The sequence below is a fragment of the Bradyrhizobium iriomotense genome (genome assembly GCF_030160715.1).
Taxonomy (GTDB): domain Bacteria; phylum Pseudomonadota; class Alphaproteobacteria; order Rhizobiales; family Xanthobacteraceae; genus Bradyrhizobium; species Bradyrhizobium iriomotense.
Genome location: NZ_BSOW01000020.1, coordinates 63467 through 88985, shown reverse-complemented (window position 1 = coordinate 88985; position 25519 = coordinate 63467). Strand labels below are relative to the sequence as shown.

Genomic DNA, 25519 nt, shown 5'->3' with positions numbered 1-25519 from the left:
GTCATAGACCATTTTCAGGCCGCGCGCGTGCCACGTCACGCCGCCTGAAGCAATTCATCCACCACTTTCAGGAACCAAAGAAACCGCATCAAGATCAGAGACTTACAGAGATCTCCGGAAGTAATGTGCGATTTCGCCGACAACGCCGCGGCGGAAGGTGAGCACGCAGATCACGAAGATCGCGCCCTGAATCACCGTCACCCACTGGCCGTAGCTCGCCAGGTACTGCTGCATGGCGATGATCACGAAGGCGCCGACCACGGGCCCGAAAATGGTGCCGAGGCCGCCGACCAGCGTCATCAGCACGACCTCACCGGACATCGACCAGTGCACGTCGGTGAGCGAGGCGTTCTGCGCCACGAACACCTTCAGCGAGCCCGCAAAGCCGGCCAGCGTGCCCGAGAGGATGAAGGCCAGCAGCTTGTACTGATCGGTGCGGTAGCCGAGCGAGATCGCGCGCTGCTCATTCTCGCGGATCGACTTCAAGACCTCGCCGAAGGGCGAGTTGATGATGCGGTAGATCAAGAGGAAGCCGGCGAGGAAACCGACCAGCACGACGTAGTAGAGCACCGTGGGCTTGGAAAGATCGAAGATCCCGAACAGATGGCCCTGCGGAATACCCTGAATGCCGTCTTCGCCATGCGTGAACGGCGCCTGCAAGTAAATGAAATAGAGGAGTTGCGACAGCGCCAGCGTGATCATCGAGAAGTAGATGCCCTGGCGGCGGATCGAGATGTAGCCGGTCACGATCGAGAGCACGAAGGCTGCCGCAACGCCGGCGAGGATACCGAGCTCCGGCGGCAGCGCCCACACCTTCAGCGCATGCGCGCTGCAATAGCCGGCGGTGCCGAGGAACATCGCGTGGCCGAACGACAACAGACCGCCATAGCCGATCAGCAGGTTGAAGGCGCAGGCGAGCAGCGCGAAGCACAGCGCCTGCATCACGAAGAACGGATAGATGCCCGTGAACGGCACGGCGGCCAGAGCCAGCGCCACGAACACGAACACGATCATCTCGTCGCGCATCGCGCGCGCGGTCACAGGCAGGGTGTCGTCTGTCAAGGCTGTCATATCAGGCCGCCCTTCCCGTCAGTCCCGTCGGCTTCACAAGCAGCACCAGCACCATCAGCACGAACACGACGGTGTTGGAGGCCTCGGGGTAAAAATACTTGGTCAGGCCTTCGATCACCCCGAGCGCGAAGCCGGTGATGATCGAGCCCATGATCGATCCCATGCCGCCGATCACCACCACCGCGAACACCACGATGATGAGGTCGGCGCCCATCAGCGGCCGCACCTGGTTGATCGGCGCGGAGAGCACGCCGGCAAGCGCGGCAAGGCCGACGCCGAGGCCGTAGGTCAGCGTGATCATGCGCGGCACGTTGATGCCGAAGGCGCGCACCAGCGTCGGATTTTCAGTCGCGGCGCGCAAGTAGGCGCCGAGCTGGGTCTTCTCGATCAGGAACCAGGTCGCAAGGCACACCACCAGCGAGAAGACCACCACCCAGCCGCGGTAGATGGGTAAGAACATGAAGCCGAGATTCATGCCGCCCTTGAGCTGGTCGGGAATGGCATAGGGCAGACCGGACGAGCCGAAGTAGTTCTGGAACACGCCCTGGATGATCAGGGCCAGGCCAAACGTCAGCAGCAGGCCATAGAGATGGTCGAGCCCGGTCAGCCATTGCAGCATGGTCCGCTCCAGGATCATGCCGAAGATGCCGACCACGATCGGCGCGATGATCAACGCGGGCCAGTAGCCGATACTGAGGTAGTCGTTGTTCAGCAGGAAATACGCGACGAACGCGCCCATCATGTAGAGCGCGCCATGGGCGAAATTGATGATGTTCAGCATGCCGAAGATCACGGCAAGCCCGAGGCTGAGCAGCGCGTAGAACGAGCCGTTGATCAGTCCCACCAGTAGCTGTGCATAGAGAGCCTGCATCGATCTCGCACCCAGTCCCTTCAGCGTTCCTCATGTGGTTCGCCGGCGATGGCCGGCGAACCGTTGTTGCTTATTACTTCTTCAACAGCGCGCACTTGCTTTCGGACAGCGGCGTGAAGGCCTGATCGCCCGGCACCGTGCCGACCAGCTTGTAGAAGTCCCACGGCGCCTTCGATTCGGAGGGCTTCTTCACCTCGAACAGATAGGCGTTGTGGATGGTGCGGCCGTTCGGCTGGATCTCGCCCTTGCCGAACAGGTCGTCCTCGGTCGGCATCGACTTCATCTTCTCGACGACCTTGACGCCATCATGCGGATTGCCGCCGAGCGCTTCCAGCGCCTTGAAGTAATGACGCAGGCCCGCATAGACGCCCGCCTGCACCATGGTCGGCGGCGCGCCGTTCTTCATCTTCGCGGCAAAACGCTTGGAGAAGGCGCGGGTCTGGTCGTTCATGTCCCAGTAGAAGGTCTCGGTGAAGTTGAGGCCCTGCGCGGTCTCGAGCCCGATCGCCTTGATGTCGGTGAGGAACAGAAGCAGCGCCGCGAGCTTCTGCCCCCCCTTGGTGATGCCGAACTCGGCTGCCTGCTTGATGGTGTTGGTGGTATCGCCGCCGGCATTGGCAAGGCCGATGATCTTGGCCTTGGACGACTGCGCCTGGAGCAGGAAGGAGGAGAAGTCCGGCGTGTTGAGCGGGTGCTTGACGCCGCCGACGACCTTGCCGCCATTGGCCTGCACGACCGCCGTGGTGTCGCGCTCGAGCGCCGCGCCGAAAGCGTAGTCTGCGGTGAGGAAGAACCAGGTGTCGCCGCCGGCCTTCACCAGCGCTTGGCCCGTGGTGTGGGCGAGCATGTAGGTGTCGTAGGTCCAGTGCACGGTGTTGGGCGAGCACTGCGCGTTGGTAAGATCGGAGGTCGCAGCGCCCGAATTGATGTAGACGCCGTTCTTCTCCTTGATGACGTTGTTGACGGCAAGGGCCACGCCGGAATTCGGCACGTCGACGATGACGTCGACCTTGTCCACGTCGAACCATTGCCGCGCGATCGCGGTGCCGATGTCGGGCTTGTTCTGGTGATCGCCGGAGATGATGTCGATCTTCCAGCCCTTCGCAGCCAAGCCGGAGTCTTCGACCGCCATCTGCGCCGCCAGCGTCGAGCCGGGGCCGCCGAGATCGGCGTAGAGACCGGACTGATCAGACAGCGCGCCGATCTTGACGGCCTTGTCCTGTGCGCAAGCCGCGCCCACCGCGGTGAGCGACAGCGCGGTGCCGAGCAGAAATGACGCAATCGACCTGGTCTTCATGCAACTTTCCTTTTTTGAAGTTTCTCGTTGGCAGTTCTAGACGCCGAGATAGGCGTGGAGCTTGTCCATGTTGGCGGCAAGCTCGGCATTGGAGAATCCGTCAATGATCTTGCCGTGCTCGACGACATAATAGCGATCGGCGACGGTCGAGGCGAAGCGGAAGTTCTGCTCGACCAGCAGGATGGTAAAACCCTCCTTCTTCAGTCGCGCGATGGTGTGGCCGATCTGCTGGATGATGACGGGTGCAAGACCCTCCGTCGGCTCGTCCAGCATCAGGAAGCTCGCGCCGGTACGCAGGATGCGCGCAATCGCCAGCATCTGCTGCTCGCCGCCGGAGAGCTTTGTCCCCTGGCTGCTCAGGCGCTCCTTCAGGTTCGGAAACAGCTCGAAGATCTGGTCGAGCGACAGACCCCCGGCCCGCACGATCGGCGGCAGCAGCAGGTTTTCCCGCACGTCAAGGCTTGCGAAGATGCCGCGTTCCTCGGGGCAGAAGGCAATCCCCATGCGCGCGATCCTGTCGGAGGTCGCCCGGATGATCTCCTCGTTGTTGAAACGAATCGAGCCGGCGCGCTTGCCGATGATGCCCATGATCGACTTCAGCGTGGTCGTCTTGCCGGCGCCGTTGCGCCCGAGCAGCGTGACGACCTCGCCTGCATTCACGTCGAAATTGATCCCGTGCAGGATGTGGGACTCGCCGTACCAGGCTTCGAGGTTGCGCACCTGGAGGATGTTACCTCCGGTCGTTGCAGCCTTGGCCGGCGCCTCGGCGATCGCAGTGTCAGGCATGACCGGCTCCCAGATAGGCTTCCTTGACGCGCTCGTCCTTGGAGAGATCGGAGTAATGGCCTTGCGCCAGAACCTGTCCACGCGTCAGGACGGTGATGATGTCGGAGAGATTGGCGACCACGCTCAGATTATGCTCGACCATCAGGATGGTGTATTTCGCCGAGATGCGCTTGATCAGCGCCGCGATCTTGTCGATGTCCTCATGCCCCATGCCGGCCATCGGCTCGTCCAGGAGCATCATTTCCGGGTCGAGCGCGAGCGTCGTTGCAATCTCGAGCGCACGTTTGCGCCCATAGGGCATCTCGACCGCCGGCGTATTGGCAAACTCGCTGAGGCCCACATCGTTCAGAAGTTCCAGCGCGCGATGGTTGAAGCGGTTGAGCACGGACTTGGAGCGCCAGAAGTCGAACGAGCTGCCATGCTGGCGCTGCAACGCGACCCGCACGTTCTCGAGCGCAGTGAGATGCGGAAACACCGCCGAGATCTGGAACGAGCGCACCAATCCCATGCGTGCGACGTCGGCCGGCGCCATCGCGGTGATGTCCTGCCCCTTGTAGAGGATTTTTCCGGCAGAGGGCCTGAGAAACTTGGTCAGGAGATTGAAGCACGTCGTCTTCCCGGCCCCGTTCGGACCGATCAACGCGTGAATGCTCCCACGGCGGACCTTGAGGGCGACATCGCGGACGGCGAAGAATCCCGCGAACTCCTTCGTCAGCCCTTCCGTTTCGAGAATGAACTCATCGGCCAAACAAATTTCCCCCTGCCCGCGCGACGCGCTGGCCGCGCGTGGCTTTGCTTATTGCTATCGGCTTTCCGGAAGCCTTGGAGCCCTTCCCGGAACGCCGCCTCCGGCGGCGGAATATGCCGGAGGTGACGGGGGTTAGGCAAGGCGGAAAGCGGAGCAGGCGGAGCCGTCGACTACGGGATAGATGCTCCCTTAGTCGAAGGCGTTGATGTCGCACCTGCCCGATGACCTCGCTTGCAAAGCATCGGTCATCAGGCCGTCGTTAACGGTCTTTCGCGCGCTCGGCCAGCCCTCGATAGAAAATTTTCCCGCGCATCCACGTCATCGCATCAGGTGAAGACGATCAGCGACGACGGCGGCTTCGAGATCAAGAATCCGATGCGCGGAAATAACGCGATGTCGCACCCGAAACCGCGCGCGGCGATCGACCACGATCTCTTTGATCGCGCGCCCTGAACTAGCCCTTGCGCCTGGCGCCGATGTCCTTGGCGTAGATATCCGGCTTGAATCCGACCAGGAGCTTGCTGCCGATCTCGAGCACGGGCCGCTTGATCATCGAGGGTTGCGCCAGCATCAAGGCGAGCGCCTTCTTCTCGTTGAGGCCTTCCTTGTCGGCCTCGGGTAGCTTCTTGAAGGTGGTGCCGGCGCGGTTGAGCAGCGTCTCCCAGCCGACCTTGTCGCTCCACGCCTTGAGCTTTTCCTTCTCGACGCCAACGGCCTTGTAGTCGTGGAAATCATAGGCCACACCGTTGGAATCGAGCCAGGCGCGCGCCTTCTTCATGGTGTCGCAGTTCTTGATGCCATAAATGGTGGTGGGCAAGGCCGCTCCTCATGCATGGGTCGCGTGACGATGATCGGCGTTGTACGAAACTACGGCGCGCCCCACAATATTCACCACCCAAGTTCGCCACACGGATTTCACCATGCACGTCAATCACGATTCCACCGCCGCCGCTGCGCCGACCATCGACTTCGATACGTTTCTGAAGGTCGACATCCGCGTCGGCACCATCATTGACGCAAAACCGTTCCCCGAAGCGCGCAAGCCGGCATGGCGGCTGTGGATCGACTTCGGCCCCGTGATCGGCGTGCGCAAGAGCTCGGCGCAGATCACCGAAAACCATCCGCTGGAAACGCTGGTGGGACAGCAGGTCGCGGCTGTCGTCAATTTTCCTCCGCGCCAGATCGGGCCGGTCGTTTCCGAGGTGTTGACGCTCGGCTTCCCCGACGCCGAGGGCAAGGTCGTGCTGATGCAGCCGAGCAAAGCCGTGCCGAACGGCGGCCGGCTGTTCTAGCCGCCCCAGACCGTCAGACATCGTAGCGCCGTTCGATTTCTGGCACGCCAGCAACGGCAGGCCGATCTCTTGACGCCGCCGTTCGTCGACGTTAAAAATGACTGACTGATCGGTTTTTATATCAGTGTTTAAGTTAGAGAAATCCCAAGCAAAACGATCATCTGGTCAGTTATTTTGCGAGCGAGCCGCGATGCCGAAGATCAGCGAAAAACAGCGCGAAAGCCGGCGCCAGCAGATTCTCGAGGCTGCCCTCGCCTGCTTCTCCGAAAATGGCTTCCACCAGACCGGCATGGCCGACATCGTGAAACGGTCGGGCTTGAGCCACGGCGCCGTCTACCTCTATTTCCAGAGCAAGGACGACCTCATCGAGGCGCTGGCCGACGACCGGCATCGCCGCGAGGCCGTGCTCAACTCGGTCGCGCAAGGGTCCGGCGATCCGCTTGAGCGGTTGCAGGCGCTGGTCCGCGTCTATGCGCAATGGCTCACCGATCCCGCAGGCGAGGCGCGCCGACGCGTCGGAATCCACGGCTGGGCCGAGGCGCTGCGTAACCGCCGCGTCCGCGCCAGCGTCGTTGAAGGCATCGACATGCCACGCGCGGTCATCGTCGCGCTGATCGAACGGGCCCAGCACGACGGCGTCTTCAAACGCGACGTCAGCGCCGATGCGATCGCGCGCACGCTGATCGCGATGTTCCAGGGTTTTGTGCTGCAAAAATGCTGGGGCGAAGACATCGATGTGGAGGCGTGCACGGCCGCCGCCAGCCGCATGCTCGACGGCTTTCGCCCGGTCAGGGCGGAGACCAGGCGTCGGACCAGGGCGTGAGCGATGATGTCCTCGGCATATGAGCTGCTCGCCGGCATCGGCGTCGGTCTGGCCGGCGGTCTCACCTCTGGCCTGCTCGGCGTGAGCCCGGGTGGCGGCCTCGTGATCTTCTCGGTGCTCCTGCTCGGCGCCGAGCAGCATGTCGCCCAGGGGACATCGCTGGTCGCGCAGATACCGCCGACGGGACTCGCCGGCATCCGGCGCTATTGGCAGAACGGCAACCGCAGCCCGCTGCAATGGATCGTCTGGATCGGCATTGGATTTCTGATCGGCGGCGTGAGCGGCGGTTATGCCGCCGCCGCAGTATCCGACCGCTTTTTGCAATGGGCCTATGTCGTCTATCTCACGGCGCTGACCGCCGCCCTTGTCCTGCGCCGCGACCACAAGAAAGGTCACGACGAGAAGGAACAGCGCGAGCTGCCGTGGCTCCCTCTCCTCCTCGTCGGCACCCTCGCCGGCTTTTCCTCAGGCTTCATGGGTATCGGCGGCGGACTTGCGATCACCGTCGGGCTCGCCGCGGGCCTGTGCGTGCCGCAGCATCAGGCGCAACTCGTCAGCCTGATCTTCTCCGTCATCCCCACCACCATTCCGCCGGCATGGATCTACTGGAGCAACGGCCTCGTGGTCGGCTGGCCGGCCGTCATCGGCATCCTTGCCGGCCTCTGGGTCGGCATGGATCTCGGCGCGCGCATGGCCAACCGCGTCAGCAAATCAGTGCTGCGGCGGATGATGATCGGTTTCGTCTCGCTCATGGCGGTGTACATGACCTGCAAAGCGCTGAGCTGACCTCACGGACGCTTCGGAATATTCAGTCCGCGCTGCACTGCCGGTCGCGCCAGGCCACGCTCAAGCCAGTCGGCGACCGCCTTGAACTTGTTGAACTCGACCAGATCGCCCGCGCCATAGAATCCGATGAGATTGCGGACCCAGCCGAGCATGGAAATGTCGGCAATGGTGTACTCGTCCTCCATCACCCATTGCCGGCCGGCAAGATGCGTCTCCATGACACCAAGCAGGCGCCTGGACTCGCCGACGTAGCGCTCGAGCGGCCGCTTGTCCTCAAAATCCTTGCCCGCGAATTTGTGGAAGAAGCCGACCTGGCCGAACATCGGCCCGATGCCGCCCATCTGGAAGTGCACCCACTGGATGGTTTGATAGCGGCGTGCCGCGTCCTGCGGCAGAAGCTTGCCGCTCTTCTCGGCGAGGTATTGCAGGATCGCGCCGGACTCGAACAGCGGCAGCGGCTTGCCGCCGGGGCCGTTGGGATCGAGGATCGCAGGGATCTTGCCATTCGGATTGAGCGACAGGAATTCCACCGTCTTCTGGTCGTCCTTGCCGAAGTCGACGAGATGGACCTCGTAAGGCAGCCCGATCTCCTCAAGCATGATCGAGACCTTGACACCGTTCGGCGTCGGCAGGGAGTAGAGTTGAAGGAGCTCGGGATTTTTGGCTGGCCAGCGCTTGGTGATCGGGAAGACTGAGAGATCGGACATCAGGACCTTTGGACTTGGTGTTGGGTCGCCTCTCAATCTAGGCGAGCAGCGCAACAACGCAAGGCCGCGTGCTTCATCCCGCACCTCACTATGGCGGCAGGGCCACCATCCTGACAATCGGCGCCCTCGCCTCATGCTCCAATTGGTAATCCACGAACCATTGCCCCGTGATCAGCAGCATGGCCGTGAACGTGATCGCAACCATCGCTGTCGCCAATTGACTGGCGTCGTTCATCGCATTGTCCCTCAGCGCCATCCTTTCAGTGCAGGCATCCAACGCTGCTCGGCTGACGTGGTTCCTGGCGCGCCCGAAATATTGCCGAATCTTCCCGATCTAGTAGTTGATCTCCATTCGCAATCCGCGCGGATCAATCTCATCGTCGCCGACGTGCCGTGTGCTGTCGCGCGCGGCCACTGCACAGGCACAGGCATCGATGAGGTCATCGCGACCGATACCCGTGCCGTGACGTTGCGTCAGCCATTTGCGGATCTTGGCGAAGCCCCGCTTCTCCAGGAGCTCGATGCGCTGCTCGCGTCCGGCCGCCGATGTCTTTCGGTCAAGCTTTTTGGTGCCTGCGAGATTCCAGAAGATCAATTCCGGATGTGCTTCGCCGATCATCGCCTGGCGCTGCGGCGTCATGACGTCGTCGACCTCCCTGATCTTGTCCCTGATATTCCATAGCTGGCTCGACACGCCTTTGTCATTGCGCTGCCAGTAATGCTCGTTCGCCGCAGCCATGTCCGGAAACGTCCAGAGGTTTCGACGCGCGCCGAGGAAAACCGCAGGACCAATCAGCTCGCGCGCACGCACGTCGCACACGCGATAGCCTTCCATCTTCAATCCGATGGGCATGTCGATCATCGCCCGCTTGTGCGGCATCGCGAGCAAGCGCGTGAGCCCGGGCGCATAGTCAAAGCCGTGGTCACCACGCTCGTCGATCCAGGCCGCGACCCAGCCAAACCGAAAGCCATCGAGGCCGAGATAGCTTGGCATCCCCTCTTCCGTCTGCTGCAAGTCTTCGAGCACGCTTGACATCCGCAAGTTGCGGGCGTATGTCCCGCGCCCTCGCGAACACTTCCGTCCGCGAAAAGACCATGAACCGAGTGATGAACCACCGCTACGAAAGATCTGCACGACTGTCGAACGGTCTCGGACCGATCGATAGCGCATGCCCGGCTCATGGGAGCGATCTTGCCTGACGGCGAGATCGAAAGTCCGCTTCTCACGGACCCTCCCGAGCCAGCCGCTCCGGAGGGTTTTTTGTTGCCCTCCGCGCGGCCCGTTCGAATACGCCGGCACGATGCCGGAACGGGAGACCCGGATCCCGGGGCTCGCGCTGGAGAAGCGCGTGCCCAAGCGCGCGGGGCCTGCCGGAGGGAACGAGGCGATGAGCCGGACACCGATGGCAGAGCGAACCTCGCAAGGGTTCGCAAATGGCGGCGCGTCGAAAGCGCCGCAATCGATTTTTTCTAAAGACGGTTTGCCGCGACGGTCGCGGCTCAACCGACGCTGGTGGTGAAGATGTCGGATACTTCTCCACCACGGCAAAGCGGGTATGCCTCCCGCCTTTGACACACGCACCGGGATGCGGCTTCGGAAAAGGCTTGCACGCGGCCCGGCGCAGAGTCTCTCCGCAAGGAAAGACCCTGTGTTGTCGTCACTGAACGCCGATATCGCCCGTTCCCCAGCGTACCCGTCAAAGGCCGAAGCCAAAAGCATCGGCCTGGCGGTGGTGAAGATGTCTGTTACTTCGGTTAGAGCGCCGTGCTGGCTTGCCAGAACGGAGGTCGCGGGTTCGTATCCCGCCGGCTGAAATGCCGTAGCTCAGTCCGCTCGATAGAGCAGCAACAGCATCGATGGTTCCCCGCCAACCCCATCACGATCCGTGGTGAAGATTTCTGTTACTTCGCCTGCAACGCGAGAGGTCGCGGGTTCGAATCCCGTCCGGTGTTCCATGCACCGGTAGCTCAGTGGAAAGAGCGCTTTCCGGCCAACGTCAGTTGGCCGGGTCACAGCAATCGCCTGTTCCCGGATCGTGTCACTTCATCCCCACCGCCGGTGGTGAAGAACGCTGTTACTTCGTGATCGCAACGGCGGTGCCTCGACTCTCTTGGGAGATTGAGCCCGCTCTGTGAAGCCCTGAAAGGGGCAGTACAGCCTCGCTTGTTCCCCGGCACCGTTTCCATTCCACCATCAACCTAGAGGAGGCCGTCATGGTCAGGCTCAACAAGATCGTTCGCGCCTTCACGCGTGAGGGTGCGCGCGCCGTGCGCTTCACGCCCGAGATGGAGCTGAAGCGCGCGCTGATGAACTGCCTCCTCTGGGAGAACCAGTTCTACGAGGACGGCGTCGCCATCGCCGACCGCATCAAGGCTCTCGTGCCGAAGGTCGCTCCTGCCCGCGTGGCGCAGCTTGCGATCGAGGCGCGCGAGGTCATGAAGCTGCGACACGCGCCGCTGCTCGTGGTCCGCGAGATGGCGCGTAGCGAGAAGCATCGCGCCCTGGTTGCCGACACGCTCGCGCAGGTGATCCAGCGCCCCGACGAGATGACGGAGCTGCTCGCGATCTACTGGGCGGACGCGCTCGGCCCGCAGCAGCAGCGCAAGCGTCAACCGGTCTCGGCGCAGGTCAAGAAGGGCCTTGCCCGTGCGCTGACCAAGTTCGACGCCTATCAGCTCGCGAAGTACGACCGCGACGGCGCGGTGCGGATCAGGGATGTGCTGTTCCTGGTGCACGCCAAGCCGAAGGACGCCGAGCAGGAGAAAGTGTGGAAGCAGCTCGTCGACGGCGAGCTCGCCTCCCCCGACACGTGGGAGGTTTCGCTCTCGGCCGGCAAGAGCAAGCGTGAAAGCTTCGAGCGGCTGATCGCCGAGAAAAAGCTCGGCGGCATGGCGCTCCTGCGCAACCTGCGACTGATGCAGAATGCGCAGGTGCCGCGCGAGGTGATCGCGGGCGCGATCGAGGCGATGCGGACGGATCGTATCCTGCCCTATCGCTTCATCACGGCCGCGCGCTACGCGCCGGATTTCGAGCCCGAGCTCGAAGGTGCGATGCTGAAGTCGATCAAGGATCATGTGCGGCTGCCCGGCCGCACGCGGCTCCTGATCGACGTGTCGGGCTCGATGTTCGCGGCCCTCTCCGCGCAGTCGGAAATGACCCGCGCGGAAGCCGCGTGTGGTCTTGCGATCCTCGCCCGCGAGATCTGCGACGAGGTCGAGATCTTCACCTTCTCCAACGAGGTCGTGAAGATTCCTCCTCGGCGTGGCTTCGCACTGCGGGATGCGATCATCAACTCGCAGCCGCATGGCGGGACGTATCTCGGCAAGGCGGTTGCGGAAATCGACCGCAAGGGTGATCGCCTGATCGTCTTCACCGACGAGCAGAGCCACGACCAGGTGCCCGAGCCCAAGGCACGCGGCACGATGGTCAACGTCGCCTCGCATCAGCACGGCGTCGGCCACGGCGCGTGGACCCGAGTCAACGGCTTCTCGGAGGCCGTGATCGCGTGGATCGCAGCGTCGGAGACGACGCTGCACTGATGCGTCACATGAACGACCCGGGCGCGGTCTCCCGCGCCCGGGTCACTCGATCTTGCGCCTTACGCTGGGCCTTCACCCACGCGAGACAATCTGGGGCGGCTGCCGATCAACTTCAGCCAGGGCGCCAAATGGAACGCGCTCATCAGCAGGTACATCGGGACCATTCCACCGAACGGCGACGCCCCCGCAGTCGAACACAACGCATCCATCGATCCGCCGCCAAGAACGGCCGTCAGCAGCGCCATGACCGCGAAGGTCGGCGCGGCCGCGAGGCGTAGCCAATTGGCCGCGCCGATCGCCGCGGTCTTGCTCACGACTTTGCGCTCGCCTGCTGCTTCCGGAACGCCGCCTCTCCAGCATCCGACACCTCGACCCATCTCTTGTCGGGCGCCGCACCTGCCTCGTAATTGTCATGCCAGTTCCACCACTTGTAGGTCGGCGTCTGGGGATAGCCCTCGGGCGAGTCTTCCCACACCTCCTGCCGGCCGAGCGGTGTGATGTCGAGGTAGTTCCAGGTACCTCCCATCTGCTCATCGCCGCGGTTGTTGATGAAATAGGTGCGGAAGAGATTGCTGCCGTCGCGGAAAAACACGTTGGTGCCGTGCCACTCGCCCACGCCGAAGTCGGCGTCGAAGCCGTCCGTGATCGTGTACCAGGGTATCTCCCATCCCATCCGCGCCTTGAGACGTGCGATGTCCGCCTGCGGCGCACGCGAGACAAAGACGAGCGTGGTATCGCGCGCGTTCAGATGAGCGAGATGGGCGACCTGGTCGGCCACCATGGAACAGCCGCGGCAAGCGTGGTCGGGCCAACCAAACACGCCCGGCTCGAAAAAAGCGCGATAGACGATGAGCTGATGGCGGCCCGCGAACAAGTCGAGCAAGCTCGCTTTGCCCTCGGGTCCGTCGAAGGCGTAACTCTTCTCCACCGCGAGCCACGGCATCCGCCGCCGCTCGGCGGCCAGTGCGTCACGCGCTCGGGTTGCAGCCTTCTCCTTGACGAGCAACTGCTGACGCGCAGCTTCCCACTCCTGCGCCGAAACGACATGAGTCTGCATGGCTAACCTCCTGTTGTTGTTTGGTGCGTTCCGTCAGGCCGGCAACCGCCGATCGTAGTCCTGCTGAAGCCGAGCCCAGCCATCCCAGAACGGCTCCGGCTCCTCGCCAGAGATGCGCGCGACCAGAATGTCGAGATGCATGTGCCAGCCGGCGCCGACCTTGAGCATGGTCGGACGATCGGGCAGACGACGATGGATCACGGTGAGGACCACGCCTTTTCCCTTCGGCTCCAGCTCGAAGGTCACGTCGCCGCTGTTGCTCCAGGCAATCGAAAGCTTTCGTGGCGGATCGCACTCGGTGATCCGGCTCTGCATCCGATGCTCTTCGGGAAAGCCGGCCGGGCGCTTGCTTGGGGGATCGTTGAGTTCATCGTTGCGCCAGACGAACTCGAAGGGCGCACCGACCCGCGTCTCCATCACGCCCGCCGCCAGCCATTTGCGGCGAAGGTCGCTGTCGGTCAGATAGGCCCAGACACGCTCGATCGGTCCGGGAAGCAGGCGCTGGATCCTCAATGTCGCAGGTTCGATCAGCACGCCATAGGCATCGGGCTTGGTCTTTGCATCCATCGTTCTGCTCCTCACTTCTTTTTTGCCTGCGCTTCGTCCTCGGCGCGCAGCAGCGCCTCCAACGAGTCGAGCCTGTCATTCCAGAAGCGTTCGTAACGCCGCAGCCAGGCATCAGCTTCCGCGAGGCGAGCGGCTTGCAGCCGACACAGATGGGTACGGCCGCGGATCGTGCGGGTGACGAGGCCTGCATGCTCCAGCACCCGAACGTGCTTCGAGGCGCCCGCGAAACTCATGCTGAACGGTGTCGCAAGCTCCCCGATCGTGAGCTCCCGTTCCGCCAGATGACCAAGCATTGCCCGCCGCGTTGGATCCGCGAGGGCATGAAAAACGGCGTCGAGATGCGCGAATTGTTCAACCATGTGGTTAAACATACGCGCCCAAAATGGATTGTCAACCGATTGGTTTAATTATTTTTGGCGGAGTTCCGGCGGAACCGACCAACTCGAGTAGCCGGCAATGACCCGCGCGAGCCAGACGGCGCGCGCGGAATGAAGTAGGAGCAAGACCATGCGACGACCCGATCCCCACCAGGAACGTGCCCGCGAACTGTGCCTCGCCGCCGGCGTCGATCCGGATTCGCGCGTCGGCGAAGGACGCGGCCAGCCTGCCTGGTGTCTCTATCGAGACGCCGCGCGGAAAGAACAACTGGCCCGTGAAACCAGCGCGGCCGCGAGCGAGATCGCGAACCTCCGCCCGCAAGATGAGCGCTTCAAGAATGCACCGCTGAAGATCTTCGGCGAGCATGACGAGGCGACCGTGGCGCAGATGCGCAACTGCATGGCGGTCGGCAACGTCGTGTCCGGCGTGATCTGCGCCGACGGACATCTCGGCTACGCCCAGCCGGTCGGCGGGGTCATCGCCTATGAGAAGCAGATCAGCATCTCCGGCGTCGGCTTCGACATCGGCTGCGGCAACATGGCCGCGCGGCTCGATACGCGCTTCGACCACATCTCGGCGATCGTGCCCACGATCATCCGCGACGTCGCGAAAACGATCTCCTTCGGGATCGGCCGGGCCAACGCCGAGCGCGCCGAGCACGAGCTGTTCGACGACGGCGATGCGTGGCGCGAGAGCGACATGGAAGCTTATCGGCAGAAGGCCGTCGCCCAACTCGGGACGGTCGGGTCCGGCAACCACTATGTCGACCTGATGCGCGACGAGGACGGTTTTGTCTGGATCGGCGTCCATTTCGGCAGCCGTGGCCTCGGACATACCTCGGCGACGCGCTACCTGAAGGCCGCCGGCGGCAAGGACGGGATGAACGTCCCGCCTGCCGTCGTCGACGAGGATTCCGAACTCGGCCGCCGCTACATCGCGGCGATGCAGCTCGCCGGGCGTTACGCCTATGCAGGCCGCGAGTGGGTCGTGGAGCGCGTCCGCCAGATCATCGGCGGCAGCGTCACCGAGCGCATCCACAACCACCACAACTATGCCTGGCGCGAGACGCATGACGGCCGGGATTTGTGGGTGGTGCGCAAGGGCGCGACGCCGGCTTTCCCTGGCCAGAGGGGATTTGTCGGCGGCTCCATGGGCGACGACGCCGTGATCCTCGAAGGCGTCGACAGTCCCGAGGCGAAGGCTTCGCTCTATTCGACCGTGCACGGCGCCGGCCGCCTGTTCGGACGCAAGGAGGCGAAGCGACGCTTCACCCGTGTCGAGATGGACCGCTGGCTGAACGAGCGCGGCGTCACCCTGATCGGTGCCGACCTCGACGAAAGCCCGATGGCCTATCGGCGCCTGCCCGAGGTGCTCGCTCAGCATGCCGGCACGGTCAAGGTGCTGCACACGCTGCGACCGTTCGCAGTCGCCATGGCCGGCGAAGGCGAGTTCGATCCCTGGAAGGACTGATGCAAACAGTGAGTGGGAGGCGACGCCTCCCACTTCGTTTGCGCCGTTCACTTCCAGCGATCTTCGCGGAGCACGTCAGCCTGTCCGCAATGCCTCGTAAGCGAGCCGCTTGAATTCGAAGAAGAACGGATTCCAGAACCCCATCGCCCGCTGTGCCATCAGCACACCGGCCGTATTGGCCGCGGGGCATATCCACCAATGCGTGCCGGCGACGCCGCCCCACTGGAATTCGCCAGTCGAATTTGGCGGATCAAAAGGCGTCGGGGCGAAGGTGGCCCACGCATTGCTGATCGACGACCTCCCGCCCGCGCAGCACCGCCCAGGACACGCCGGCGACGATCTCCTGATCGACGTAGCGCTGCATCGCCGTCCGCGCGGCGGAAAAATCACGCGTCCTGGCATCCATCTGCTGCTGCCTCCCTGAATTGGTTGAAATGGATATAACGACAAATCGGCTCCGGGGAAGCCCACCCGCGCGATGTCGCGGCCGCGCCGACAGCAGCGACTTTTTTGTTTCGCCGCGTGTTCATCCCGGACCGAGCAACACAACGAAAAGCGCTGCAACCTTTCCGGCAAGCATCCGGCAAGACCCTGTTAAGCGCGCGACCTTTAGCCTCACACCCATGTTAGGCGTATTTTCAACTTCATCACGGGTGACCGGCAATGACCTCGATCTCTGCAACCTCTACCAGTTCCTATTCACCGCTTGACCGCCTCAAGAGCGAACTCACCAAGGAAGTCTCCGCGGGCACCATCAGCTCAAGCGACGATTCTGCACTCTCGTCGGCACTCGATGACATCGATTCAGCTCTTAAGAGCGATGCATCGAGCTCGAGCGCCTCAACGCCTCCTTCGCCCGACGAGATGCAGTCGAAGATCGACGATCTCATCCAGAACGAGGTGTCGAGCGGCAAGCTGACCAGCGATCAGGCGGACGAGCTCAAGAACGTGTTCGCCAACACGTTCTCCGGCGACGCCGGCGCTCCCCCTCCGCCGCCGGATGCAAGCAGCGACTCATCGAGCACGAGCAGCACGGACTCCAGCTCCTCCAGCTCCTCCAGCTCGTCGTCCACTACCACCGCCGACCTGATGAAGGAGCTGATCGCACTGCTCCAGAATGCGACCAGCCAGTCGACCTCCTACAGCTCCAGCGGCAGCGCCTCGTCCTCTTCCGCATCGAGCTCGCTGCTCGTTGACTACAGGACCTGAGCCCAAGGCAGGTCTGCAAGGCTCGGTCGCAACCGCCACCGGGCCTCATCCCTCCTTCTGGAGCACGGTCACATGCAGGCCGCGGCGGATGCTCATCCCCTGCCGCTGGTAGAGCGCGATCGCCGACGCGTTGTTGGAAAACACGTGCAAGAAAGGCGTTTCGCCCCGCGCCACGACCTGGCGCCCAATCGCTCCAAGCAGCGCCTGCGCATAGCCGCGTCCGCGATGGTCGGGATGCACGCAGATCGCCGTCATCTCCGTGAAATTGCCGGGCTTCATCCGCTCGCCGGCCATCGCGACCAGCTCGCCACCAACCCGGATGCCGAGAAACGTCCCGAGCTCGTGCGTCCGCTTGCTGAACGGGCCGGGCCTCGTCAACGCGGTCAACGCCACCATCGCCGGAACGTCATCGACGCCGAGCGTTATGATCTCGGCATCGTGGAGCGGGCTCTCGGCGGGTGTGCCGATCATCTGCTCGCCTGTCTCGGCCAGCAGCACCTTGAAGCCGGAAGGCGCGGTCACCGCGTCATGGGTGAACAGCACCACATATTCGGACGGCGCCATCAACTCGCCAAGAGCCGCAAAGCTCGCGGCCGACAGATCGACCATGTCGGCGAAGGGACCGATCGCCGAGGGAAAGCGCAGCGCCCGCGCACCGCCCTGCGCCAGGTCCCGCTGTCGTGTCGTCAGTGCGCTCCAGATCGGCCGGTCCAGCAGCGCCAAATCGGAATCGGACACGGGCTCTATTCCTTATCGAGGCTCACGATCACGGCCGCATTGGCGATGATGATGGCATCGCTGCCCTGCTCGGCCGGAATTTCGAGGCCGCCCTTGACGGCGTTGACGGTCACGGTGCCGTAGGGCAGCTCCTTGGCCACAGCGTCCCTATCGACCGCTTCCGGGTTCGGCACCGCAATCGTGACGTCGACGAACATGTCGTTGGCGGTCTTGCCGAGCATGCGGAAGAATCCGAGGCTCGAATGCCTGATCGCGTCCGACACCGCGCGCTTGGCCGCCTTGGTCGCGTCCTTGCCATGGACGTCGACGCCCATGCCCATCTCGGTGATACAGCGCACGCGGATCATTTCAATTCCTCTTTTGAGTGCATGTCTTGCAGCTACGCCTGCTTGTCGCGGGCCCTCAACTCATCGACCAGCACCCGCACGTTCTCCGAATAGTCGATCGGGATCGAGATCAGGTGCACGCCGCCCTCCGTGAAGGCGGTATCGAGCGTCGGCACGAAACTGTCGATCGTCTCAACGCGATGACCCTTGGCGCCATAGGATTTCGCGTACAGGACAAAGTCGGGATTGCCGAACGTCAGGCCGAAATCGGCAAAGTGATCGACCGCCTGCTTCCACCGGATCATGCCGTAGGCGTTGTCCTGAAGGATCAGCACGACGAGGTTGAGCTTGAGCCGGACGGCGGTCTCCATCTCCTGGCTGTTCATCATGAAACCGCCGTCGCCGGCGACCGCCAGCACGCGGCGCTCGGGATACAGCATCGCGGCCATCATCGCCGACGGCAGCCCGGCGCCCATCGTCGCCAGCGCATTGTCGAGCAGCAGCGTGTTGGCGACCCTGGTGCGGTAGTTGCGTGCGAACCAGATCTTGTACATGCCGTTGTCGAGCGCGACGATGCCGTTCTCCGGCATCACCTGCCGGATGTCGTGCACGATTCTTTGCGGCGTCGGCGGCCAACGCGATTCAGTCGCGCGATCGGCGATGTGGCTGAGGATCTGCTCGCGCAGCGGCAACAGTGCGCCCGCATCCGGCAACCGGCCTTCGAGGCGGTCGGCGAGCAATTCGAGGCTCGGCCCGACGTCGCCGACGACCTCCGCATCGGGGAAATAGACCTGCTCGACGCTCGCCGGCGTGTAGCTGACGTGGATCACCTTCGGGCCCGACGGCCCCATGATGAAGGGCGGCTTCTCGATCGCGTCGTGGCCGATCGCGATGATCAGGTCGGCGGCGTCGATGGCCTCGTGGACATAGTCACGCTCGGACAGTGCCGCGGTGCCCATATAGAGATTGGTGCCGCCGGGGACGGTGCCCTTGCCCATCTGCGTGGTGAAGAACGGGATCTGCGTCCGCCGCACGAAATTCGCAATGCCGTGGGTCGACCGCGGCCGGCTGGTCGCCGCGCCCATCATGACCAGCGGGCGCTTCGCCGCCAAAATCATCTCGGCGGCCCGGTCGAGCGCGGCGCGATGGGCGACGGGAATCTCGATCGGATGCACCGGGACCACCGGCACGGACGCCACCTCCTCGCCCGCGACGTCCTCGGGCAGTTCGAGATGCACCGGCCCTGGCCGCTCCTCCATCGCAACGCGGAAGGCATCGCGGACCACGGTTGGAATGCTCGAGGCGCTGACGATCTGCCGCGCCAGTTTCGTGAGCGGCTTCATGCTCGCAACGACGTCGACGATCTGGAAGCGCGCCTGCCGGCTGCTCATGATCGCCTTCTGGCCGGTGATCATGATCATCGGCATCGCACCGAGATGCGCATAGGCCGCTCCCGTCGACAGGTTGAGCGCACCCGGGCCGAGCGTGGAGAGACAGACGCCGGGCTTGCCCGTCAGCCGGCCGTGGGTTGCGGCCATGAAGGCTGCGGCCTGCTCGTGGCGGGTCAGGATCAATTCGATCTTGGAGTTGCGCAGGGACTCGACCAGGTCGAGATTTTCCTCGCCGGGAACGCCGAAGATGCGGTCGAGGCCCTCATTCTCGAGCGCCGCGACAAACAGATCCGATCCCTTCACCACCCGTGCCTGGCCGCTCATATCGCCTCCCCTCAACGATGTCTCCGGCATTCCGCCGGAAAGCTTGAACGGCATGGTAGCCGCCCGTGATGACAACTCAACTCACAATGCGGCGGGCCGCGCTAGCGGCTGCGACCGCTTGAGCGGTCGCCCGACGTCACGATCCCCGCGGTTAGCGTCACGAGGCACAAGAGCGCTCCGAGCATGGCAAACGCCATCGGCAGGCTCGCGATCCGCGCCACGAAGCCGACACCGGCAGGCCCGACCAGAACGCCGGCATAACCCGCGGTGGTGATTGCAGCGACGGCAAGGCCCGCGGGCATGGCTCGTTGCGAGCCCGCGCGGCGAAACAGCACCGGCACCAGGTTCGAGGCACCAAGGCCGATGAGGACGAACCCGGCCATCGCGATGGCGGCGATCGGCGCAGTCAGCAGAACGACGAAGCCGGCGATCGCCAGCAGGCTGCCGACGATCAACGTGGCGCGATCGCCGACCCGCGCCACCACGGCATCGCCGCCGAGCCGTCCTGCGGTCATCGCGATCGAGAACAGCATGTAGCCGACCCCGCCTTGCGTGTCCGGCACGAGGCCGGCGCCGACGATGAGCAGCGCGCCCCAGTCGAGCACGGCGCCTTCGACGAGAAAGGTAACAGCGGCAAGCAGCGCGAGCAGCAGCACGATGCCGTGCGGCAGGACGAACAACGGTCCGTCCTGCGCCTGTGCGCTGCGCAGCAGGAGCGGCCAGGCCGCGATCATCGCCGCCAGCATCAGAGCCGAGGCGATCAGCGTGCTCGCAAGCGGGCCGAGATGGATCGACAGCAGCAGCGTCATCAGGCTCGATCCGGCAAAGCCGCCAATGCTGAACAACGCGTGGAAGCCGGACATCAGCGGGCGATGCGCGGCGCGCTCGACCTCAACCGCGTGAATATTCATGGCGACGTCGATCGAGCCGAGCGCGGCGCCGAAGCCGAACAGGACCAGACCGAGTGCGGCCGGCGTGCTTGCGACCACGAGCCACGGCAGGATCACGGCGAGGCCAATGCCGCCAATGAGGATGATCGGCTTGCTGCCATAACGCGTGCTCAAGGCACCCGTCAGCAGCATCGCCGCGACCGAGCCGATGCCGAGGCAGAGCAGGAGCAGGCCGAGGATGCCGTCGTCGACCGCGAGCCGTTCCTTGGCAAATGGCACCAGCGGCGCCCAGCAGGCGATGCCGAAGCCCGCGACGAGGAAGGACAGGCGTGTCGCGAGCCGGGTGGCCGGCCGGTCGGCTGACAGCGTGTGCATGGGAACTCCGCGATGCCTGTGGATTCGTGAGAAGCTGCAGGTAATGCGTGCCTCGGGCAAAACTGTGAAGACGCACGGAAGTTTCGGCTTGTCGAGCTTCACGCACTCGGCCAATGATCTTGCCCCGGCCCTCTTTTGACCCTGACATGACTCCCAAACGCTTCGAAGCCCATTGCCTGCGACTGCCCGCCGCAACCAAGGTGGTGCAATGGGAAGGCACCTCGGTGTTCAAGGTCGGCGGCAAGATGTTCGCGCTCGCGCGCGGCTTCGTCGAGAGCTCCGGCGGCTTCATGTTCAAGACGTCGAACATGGCCTACGCGATGCTGATCGAGCAGGGTCTTGCGCGCCCCGCGCCCTATCTCGCGCGAGCCAAATGGGTGCAACTCGTCGACAACGAGGCCCTGCCCGACTCCGAGCTTGCCGCCTATCTCGACCAGGCGCACGCGCTCGTGGTCGCAAAGCTGACGCGCAAGGCGCGGAAGGAGTTGCGGCTGGGGTAAATGACGATGCGCGCAGGAGTGTGGCCCCCAGATTGGCCTCCCTCACGGCACGCCACGGCAAAATATGAAAAACAACCCCATGCAAAGGAGTCGACGGCCGCCGGATCGCGCATTGCGGATTTTACGAAAACAACTTGACGCGTCGGGCAAATCACTGGCAATATGCCAGCATTGTCACTCATTCAGGAAGTCCTGCTTTACGCAGACCCTCGATAAATACCTCGAGCTTTGACGAACTGGTGCGGGCTACCCATTCAGCAATGCGAAAGTTGGGCTCGAGTTGAAGCATGTGGGTAACTGCCTCTTTCGCTTCTGCCTCGCGTCCGAGATGCGCCAAGGCGACCGCGAGGCAGCGATAAACCATCGAAGAAACTTGGTTCTTGCGAAGAGCTTTCCTTGCAAACGCGGCCGCCTCATCGAAGCGCTGAAGGTCAATGAAGGCAATCCCCATTCCCGTGAACATCAAGAAAATCCAGGGGTCGACTGGGCTCAGGCGGATAGCGCGCTCAAAACTCCGAAGTGCTTCATCGGGCTGTCCAACATGCCGATAGGTCAAGCCTCTTCGGTTCCATGCATTGGCTGAATTTGGATTGAGAGCGACCGCCCGGTCTACTAGCTCGATAGCAGCATCGATATCGCCAGAGAAGGCCGTTACGCGACCGGCAATAGCCAATGCCTCCGGATCATTCTCGTCAACATTTAGTGCCAATCGCGAAAGCCGCGTCGCTTCTTCAATCGTAGACTTCGGATCGACGGCCCATCCGTGACTGATATTGTGAAGATGGCAACTTGCTGCCAGTGACGCCGCAACGCCATACCGAGGGTCGATCTCCAAAGCACGATACAATAGCTGCAGGGCCTCGGTTGAACCCTCGCGGGTATAAGAATAAAGCCGCGCTGCCGCTCTGAGATAAATGTCATAAGCGCTGAGGTTGTCTGGTCGCCGCCGCGTCGCCAGTTCGATTTCAGCCTGCAACAATCTCGGCGCGATTGCGGAGACCACGCTCTCCGTCATCTGATCCTGAAGGGCAAAAACATCTCTTAGGTCACCTTCAAAGCGATCCGCCCAAAGGTGGGACCCGATCGCCGCATCGATCAATTGCCCGGTAATGCGAACTCTTCCGGAAGCTTTGCGAACGCTACCTTCGAGAATGTAGCGGACGCCAAGCTCGCGCCCGACCTGTTTGATATCGACGGCTCTGCCTTTGTAAGTAAAACTCGAATTACGCGCGATGACAAACAGCGCCTTGAACCGGGAGAGCGCTGTAGTGATCTCTTCCACCATTCCGTCAGCAAAATACTCCTGTTCCGGATCCCCGCTCATGTTTTGGAACGGCAGAACCGCGATCGACGGCTTGTCCGGGAGCGTAAGTGGCACCGAGGCATTCGATGAAGCCGCGTTGGGCGACGAGCCCTTCGCAGTTACGGCAAAAGTCTGAATCGGCTCTTCGAGGTTCTTGACCTGTTGAGGACCAAGGTCAACGAAGGCATAAGGCAGAAGTTTTCTGACCTGAGCGTGCGTCACACCGGAGATGCAGGTGCCGCCCGCGCTGGCGAGCGTTTGCAGCCGTGCAGCGACGTTCACAGCATCTCCGAAGAGGTCGCCGCCCCTGATCATGACGTCGCCAACGTGAACGCCGATCCGAAAGTTGATCTGCCGGTCCGGGGACAGCCCGCCATTGGCTTCGGTAAGCGCCTCCTGCGCCTCGACGGCACATCGAACTGCGTCAACGGCACTGCCGAACTCCGCCAGCACGCTGTCCCCCGCGGTATTTGCTATCCGACCGCGATGGGAGGCGATTAGACCGTCAAGAGTTCGTCGCCGCTGGGTCAAATCCCGCATGGTGCCGACCTCGTCGGCTCCCATCAGGCGGGTGTATCCTTCGACATCGGCCGCAAAAATAGCGACCAGCCTGCGCTCAGTATCAATCGGCTTTGCCAAAATACGGCCCTCGATCCGGCTGGCAGCCTATCCCGCCACTTGGTGGCGCCGCATCTCAAAAATTGAATTACATCCAACGGCACAGCACAAGGCATCCATGTCCGGTTTGGGCGAGCATTTGATTTCTGGTTCGCGCTCAAAAGCCGATGTGTCCGCCTCATCTGCCCACTGCCCGCAAGGGTGATCGGCCATCCCTTTGTTGGTCTCGCCGGCAGCTACGCGCGTCCCAGGCGGGTCTGGAGGAATTCGATGAAGCGTTGCGTCTTCGCGGGCAGCAGGCGCGTCGCCGTGATCGCATAAACCGAGATCGGGGAGGCCTGCCATTTCGGCAGCACGCGGCGCAGTCGGCCTCGCGCCACGTCCTCGGCGGCGATGGCCTCGGACAAGAGCGCAATGCCCTGATCGTGGACCGCCAGGCGACAGATCATGCCGACGCTGTTGAGCGTGAAGCGGCCCTTGACCGCGATGTCGCGTTTCTTCGTTCCGGCCTGGAGAGTCCAGGACGCCGTCCGCGGCATGCACAGGCATTCATGTTGAGCGAGCTCGCCCGGCTCCTTGGGCTCACCTGCCTGCTTCAGATAGCGCGGCGAGGCATAGAGATGGCGCGGCACGCGGGCGAGCAGACGCGCGATCAGGCCGGAATCGGACAATTCACCCATGCGGATCGCCACATCGAACGGCTCGCCCACGAGATCGACCCGCCGCGGCGTGAGATCCAGTTCGAAGCTGATGCCGGGGTAGTGCGTGGCGAATTCAGACAGCAGCGGCGTCAGGTAGATGGCGGCGAAATCCACCGGCAGCGAGACGCGCAGCACTCCGTTCGGCTGCGCCACCATTTCGCCGAGCTGCTCGTGCGCGAGCCGCGCCTCCTCGACGATGCGCTTGGACCGCTCGAAATAGAGTTGGCCGGCTTCCGTCAGCTCGATCTTGCGCGTGGTGCGGTTGAGGAGCTGCAGCCCGACCGCCTTCTCCAGCGCACTGATCCGGCGCGACAGCGTCGAGTTCGGCACGCCGATCGCGTCGGCCGCCCGCCGAAAGCTCCTGGCCTTCACCACTTCGACGAACAAGGCCATGTCGTTCAGATGATCCATTCCAATTGCTCCAATGATGGATCAGTCAATTCAATTCATCCGTATTTATCCCATTTTTGATCTGACGGACAATTCGCGCAACACATGGAGAGCACGCAGTGACCTATGAAAAATTCAGTGCCGACAACGCCGCAATGCTGCTGATCGATCACCAGGTCGGCACCATGGGCTGGGTCAAATCGATTCCGTTCGAGGAGATGAAGCGCAACGCGCTGATGCTCGCCAAGCTCGCGCGGATCTACAAGCTGCCGGTGGTCCTGACCTCCAGCATGGAGGAGTACGCGCAAGGCCCGCTCCTCGGCGAGCTTGCGGAGATACTGCCGGAAGCATTCGCGGCGCGGATCAAGCGTATCGGCATCGTCAATGCGATGGGTGATGCGAATTTCGCTGCCGCCGTCCGGGCGACCGGACGCAGGAAGGTGATCATTGCCGGCGTCACCAATGACGTCTGCACGGTATTTCCGGCACTCGCGCTTGTCCGCGAAGGCTTTGACGTGCAGGTCGTCGTCGATGCCGGCGGCTCGCCGAGCACGATCGGCGAAGACATGGCGCTGCGCCGGATGGAACGCGGCGGCGTCACGCTCACCGGAACCAATCAACTGATCGCCGAACTCGTCGGCAACTGGACCACGCCGGAAGGCAGCCAGGTGGTGCAGGTCGTGATGCAGGCGTTGCAGGCCTGACGAGCGTTATCTCACCTTGAGCGACAGCTCCGTGCCGCCCTTGAGCGGCAGCGTCATCGAGACGAAGCCGCTTTTGGGATCGCGCACGAACTCCAGGAAATCCGGCTCGGCATTATCGTTCATGACGTAGCCGCCGATGCGAAGCTGCGGCGCGACGATCTCGATCACCTGGCGCGCAAGCGAAGGTCCCTCCCCGCCCGGCCAGCCGTCGATCAGGATGAAGTCGACGGGGCCGCCGAGATCGCGCAGCGTCTGGCGTGCGTCGCCCTCGCGGATCTCGGCGTAGGCGGCAAGGCCTGCGTCGTCGAGATTGCGCCCGGCAGTCTCGACCTTGGCCGGCACGATCTCCGAGCCGATCACGGTGCCGCCGCCATTGTCGCGCATCGCGGCCGCGAAATAGAGCGTCGACATGCCAACCGAGGTTGCGAACTCGGCAACGCGTGTCGCGCCCATGCCCCGGCACAACAGGTAGATCAGCTCGCCTTGCTCGGGATGAATGGAAAAGCCCTGCTCGGCATAGGCATGCGGATCGCGGCTACCCAAGCCGCCGCGCGGTCCGCCGCCCGGAGGACGGCGCCGCGCGGCCTGCATGCGTTCGATCACGGCGTTGACACGCGCATCCTGGATCGGGCTGTGCGGTTGCTCTTGCGACATGAT

Annotated in this window: 30 protein-coding genes, 1 tRNA gene and 1 pseudogene; 10 read left to right on the top strand and 22 right to left on the bottom strand. The window is 63.2% G+C overall.

Annotation, left to right across the window (positions count from 1 at the left end; translation table 11 throughout):
- Positions 1-102: 102 nt before the first annotated feature.
- The 5 genes from QQL28_RS26900 to QQL28_RS26880 form a co-directional block, all read right to left on the bottom strand.
- Entirely contained in the window at positions 103-1071 is a 969-nt protein-coding gene (locus tag QQL28_RS26900) for a branched-chain amino acid ABC transporter permease (protein WP_284270330.1), read from the bottom strand.
- Position 1072: 1 nt separating this feature from the next.
- On the bottom strand, positions 1073-1942 hold the full coding sequence (locus tag QQL28_RS26895; protein ID WP_284270329.1) for a branched-chain amino acid ABC transporter permease: 870 nt from the start codon (positions 1940-1942) through the stop codon (positions 1073-1075).
- Positions 1943-2015: 73 nt separating this feature from the next.
- On the bottom strand, positions 2016-3239 hold the full coding sequence (locus QQL28_RS26890) for an ABC transporter substrate-binding protein (protein WP_284270328.1): 1224 nt from the start codon (positions 3237-3239) through the stop codon (positions 2016-2018).
- 36 nt (positions 3240-3275) lie between these two features.
- A complete protein-coding gene (locus QQL28_RS26885) occupies positions 3276-4025 on the bottom strand; it encodes an ABC transporter ATP-binding protein (protein ID WP_284270326.1) in 750 nt (249 codons plus the stop codon).
- Complete coding sequence (locus QQL28_RS26880; protein ID WP_284270324.1) at positions 4018-4773, bottom strand: ABC transporter ATP-binding protein; 756 nt, start codon at positions 4771-4773, stop codon at positions 4018-4020. The genes QQL28_RS26885 and QQL28_RS26880 overlap by 8 nt, the downstream gene beginning before the upstream one ends.
- A 330-nt stretch (positions 4774-5103) precedes the next feature.
- Between QQL28_RS26880 and QQL28_RS26875 the strand changes: the two genes are divergently transcribed.
- Entirely contained in the window at positions 5104-5226 is a 123-nt protein-coding gene (locus tag QQL28_RS26875; protein WP_284270322.1) for a hypothetical protein, read from the top strand.
- 1 nt (position 5227) lies between these two features.
- On the opposite strand, the gene QQL28_RS26870 is transcribed toward QQL28_RS26875, so the two are convergent.
- Complete coding sequence (locus QQL28_RS26870; protein ID WP_284270320.1) at positions 5228-5590, bottom strand: ArsC family reductase; 363 nt, start codon at positions 5588-5590, stop codon at positions 5228-5230.
- Positions 5591-5693: 103 nt separating this feature from the next.
- Between QQL28_RS26870 and QQL28_RS26865 the strand changes: the two genes are divergently transcribed.
- The 3 genes from QQL28_RS26865 to QQL28_RS26855 all read left to right on the top strand — a co-directional run bounded on the left by QQL28_RS26865 (position 5694) and on the right by QQL28_RS26855 (position 7674).
- Complete coding sequence (locus QQL28_RS26865; protein WP_284270319.1) at positions 5694-6065, top strand: tRNA-binding protein; 372 nt, start codon at positions 5694-5696, stop codon at positions 6063-6065.
- A 190-nt stretch (positions 6066-6255) separates the two neighbouring features.
- Positions 6256-6888 carry a TetR/AcrR family transcriptional regulator gene (locus QQL28_RS26860; RefSeq protein ID WP_284270318.1) on the top strand — a complete coding sequence of 211 codons (633 nt, stop codon included), beginning with the start codon at positions 6256-6258 and terminating at the stop codon, positions 6886-6888.
- A 6-nt stretch (positions 6889-6894) separates the two neighbouring features.
- The gene (locus tag QQL28_RS26855; protein ID WP_284270436.1) at positions 6895-7674 is read left to right on the top strand and encodes a sulfite exporter TauE/SafE family protein; all 780 of its coding nucleotides are present in this window, start codon (positions 6895-6897) and stop codon (positions 7672-7674) included.
- Between the two features lie 2 nt (positions 7675-7676).
- On the opposite strand, the gene QQL28_RS26850 is transcribed toward QQL28_RS26855, so the two are convergent.
- From QQL28_RS26850 to QQL28_RS26840, 3 genes are all read right to left on the bottom strand, one after another.
- A complete protein-coding gene (locus QQL28_RS26850; protein WP_284270317.1) occupies positions 7677-8381 on the bottom strand; it encodes a glutathione S-transferase family protein in 705 nt (234 codons plus the stop codon).
- 88 nt (positions 8382-8469) lie between these two features.
- On the bottom strand, positions 8470-8616 hold the full coding sequence (locus tag QQL28_RS26845) for a hypothetical protein (RefSeq protein ID WP_284270316.1): 147 nt from the start codon (positions 8614-8616) through the stop codon (positions 8470-8472).
- 99 nt (positions 8617-8715) lie between these two features.
- Positions 8716-9375, bottom strand: a complete 660-nt coding sequence (locus QQL28_RS26840) for a DUF429 domain-containing protein (RefSeq protein WP_284270434.1) — start codon at positions 9373-9375, stop codon at positions 8716-8718.
- 857 nt (positions 9376-10232) lie between these two features.
- Between QQL28_RS26840 and QQL28_RS26835 the strand changes: the two genes are divergently transcribed.
- A tRNA-Ser gene (locus QQL28_RS26835) sits at positions 10233-10337 on the top strand.
- A gap of 258 nt (positions 10338-10595) precedes the next feature.
- On the top strand, positions 10596-11921 hold the full coding sequence (locus tag QQL28_RS26830; protein ID WP_284270314.1) for a TROVE domain-containing protein: 1326 nt from the start codon (positions 10596-10598) through the stop codon (positions 11919-11921).
- A 59-nt stretch (positions 11922-11980) separates the two neighbouring features.
- Here QQL28_RS26830 and QQL28_RS26825 read toward each other — a convergent pair whose 3' ends face one another.
- Genes QQL28_RS26825 through QQL28_RS26810 form a run of 4 tightly spaced genes read right to left on the bottom strand, consistent with a single transcriptional unit; the run spans position 11981 to position 13904 of the window.
- Complete coding sequence (locus QQL28_RS26825) at positions 11981-12235, bottom strand: hypothetical protein (protein WP_284270312.1); 255 nt, start codon at positions 12233-12235, stop codon at positions 11981-11983.
- On the bottom strand, positions 12232-12978 hold the full coding sequence (locus QQL28_RS26820) for a DUF899 domain-containing protein (protein WP_284270310.1): 747 nt from the start codon (positions 12976-12978) through the stop codon (positions 12232-12234). The genes QQL28_RS26825 and QQL28_RS26820 overlap by 4 nt, the downstream gene beginning before the upstream one ends.
- Before the next feature lie 33 nt (positions 12979-13011).
- Entirely contained in the window at positions 13012-13545 is a 534-nt protein-coding gene (locus QQL28_RS26815; protein WP_284270308.1) for an SRPBCC family protein, read from the bottom strand.
- An 11-nt stretch (positions 13546-13556) separates the two neighbouring features.
- Complete coding sequence (locus tag QQL28_RS26810) at positions 13557-13904, bottom strand: ArsR/SmtB family transcription factor (RefSeq protein ID WP_284270306.1); 348 nt, start codon at positions 13902-13904, stop codon at positions 13557-13559.
- A 148-nt stretch (positions 13905-14052) separates the two neighbouring features.
- Here QQL28_RS26810 and QQL28_RS26805 point away from each other — a divergent pair, with 148 nt between their 5' ends.
- Positions 14053-15393 carry an RtcB family protein gene (locus QQL28_RS26805; RefSeq protein WP_284270304.1) on the top strand — a complete coding sequence of 447 codons (1341 nt, stop codon included), beginning with the start codon at positions 14053-14055 and terminating at the stop codon, positions 15391-15393.
- A gap of 75 nt (positions 15394-15468) precedes the next feature.
- Here the strand turns inward: QQL28_RS26805 and QQL28_RS46195 are convergent.
- Together QQL28_RS46195 and QQL28_RS26800 are read right to left on the bottom strand one after the other, a co-directional pair.
- A pseudogene (locus QQL28_RS46195) lies at positions 15469-15666 on the bottom strand (penicillin-binding protein); the annotation flags it as partial.
- A complete protein-coding gene (locus QQL28_RS26800) occupies positions 15644-15799 on the bottom strand; it encodes a hypothetical protein (RefSeq protein WP_284270302.1) in 156 nt (51 codons plus the stop codon). The pseudogene QQL28_RS46195 and the gene QQL28_RS26800, both read right to left, overlap by 23 nt.
- A 257-nt stretch (positions 15800-16056) precedes the next feature.
- Here QQL28_RS26800 and QQL28_RS26795 point away from each other — a divergent pair, with 257 nt between their 5' ends.
- Positions 16057-16602, top strand: coding sequence for a hypothetical protein (locus QQL28_RS26795; RefSeq protein WP_284270300.1), 546 nt, complete (start codon positions 16057-16059; stop codon positions 16600-16602).
- 45 nt (positions 16603-16647) lie between these two features.
- On the opposite strand, the gene QQL28_RS26790 is transcribed toward QQL28_RS26795, so the two are convergent.
- The 4 genes from QQL28_RS26790 to QQL28_RS26775 all read right to left on the bottom strand — a co-directional run bounded on the left by QQL28_RS26790 (position 16648) and on the right by QQL28_RS26775 (position 20646).
- Entirely contained in the window at positions 16648-17340 is a 693-nt protein-coding gene (locus QQL28_RS26790) for a GNAT family N-acetyltransferase (protein ID WP_284270298.1), read from the bottom strand.
- A 5-nt stretch (positions 17341-17345) separates the two neighbouring features.
- Positions 17346-17687 (bottom strand): Lin0512 family protein, encoded by a 342-nt coding sequence (locus tag QQL28_RS26785; RefSeq protein WP_284270296.1) that lies wholly within the window; start codon positions 17685-17687, stop codon positions 17346-17348.
- A 32-nt stretch (positions 17688-17719) separates the two neighbouring features.
- Positions 17720-19381 (bottom strand): acetolactate synthase large subunit, encoded by a 1662-nt coding sequence (locus QQL28_RS26780; protein WP_284270294.1) that lies wholly within the window; start codon positions 19379-19381, stop codon positions 17720-17722.
- Positions 19382-19482: 101 nt separating this feature from the next.
- Positions 19483-20646 (bottom strand): MFS transporter, encoded by a 1164-nt coding sequence (locus QQL28_RS26775; RefSeq protein ID WP_284270292.1) that lies wholly within the window; start codon positions 20644-20646, stop codon positions 19483-19485.
- A gap of 146 nt (positions 20647-20792) precedes the next feature.
- Here QQL28_RS26775 and QQL28_RS26770 point away from each other — a divergent pair, with 146 nt between their 5' ends.
- The gene (locus QQL28_RS26770; protein WP_284270290.1) at positions 20793-21146 is read left to right on the top strand and encodes an MmcQ/YjbR family DNA-binding protein; all 354 of its coding nucleotides are present in this window, start codon (positions 20793-20795) and stop codon (positions 21144-21146) included.
- 178 nt (positions 21147-21324) lie between these two features.
- Here QQL28_RS26770 and QQL28_RS26765 read toward each other — a convergent pair whose 3' ends face one another.
- Together QQL28_RS26765 and QQL28_RS26760 are read right to left on the bottom strand one after the other, a co-directional pair.
- Complete coding sequence (locus tag QQL28_RS26765) at positions 21325-23088, bottom strand: adenylate/guanylate cyclase domain-containing protein (RefSeq protein WP_284270287.1); 1764 nt, start codon at positions 23086-23088, stop codon at positions 21325-21327.
- Between the two features lie 215 nt (positions 23089-23303).
- A complete protein-coding gene (locus QQL28_RS26760; RefSeq protein WP_284270285.1) occupies positions 23304-24179 on the bottom strand; it encodes a LysR family transcriptional regulator in 876 nt (291 codons plus the stop codon).
- A 98-nt stretch (positions 24180-24277) separates the two neighbouring features.
- On the opposite strand from QQL28_RS26760, the gene QQL28_RS26755 reads away from it, so the two are divergent.
- A complete protein-coding gene (locus QQL28_RS26755) occupies positions 24278-24862 on the top strand; it encodes an isochorismatase family protein (RefSeq protein ID WP_284270284.1) in 585 nt (194 codons plus the stop codon).
- A gap of 6 nt (positions 24863-24868) precedes the next feature.
- Here QQL28_RS26755 and QQL28_RS26750 read toward each other — a convergent pair whose 3' ends face one another.
- Positions 24869-25516 carry an O-methyltransferase gene (locus tag QQL28_RS26750; RefSeq protein WP_284270282.1) on the bottom strand — a complete coding sequence of 216 codons (648 nt, stop codon included), beginning with the start codon at positions 25514-25516 and terminating at the stop codon, positions 24869-24871.
- Positions 25517-25519: the final 3 nt, after the last annotated feature.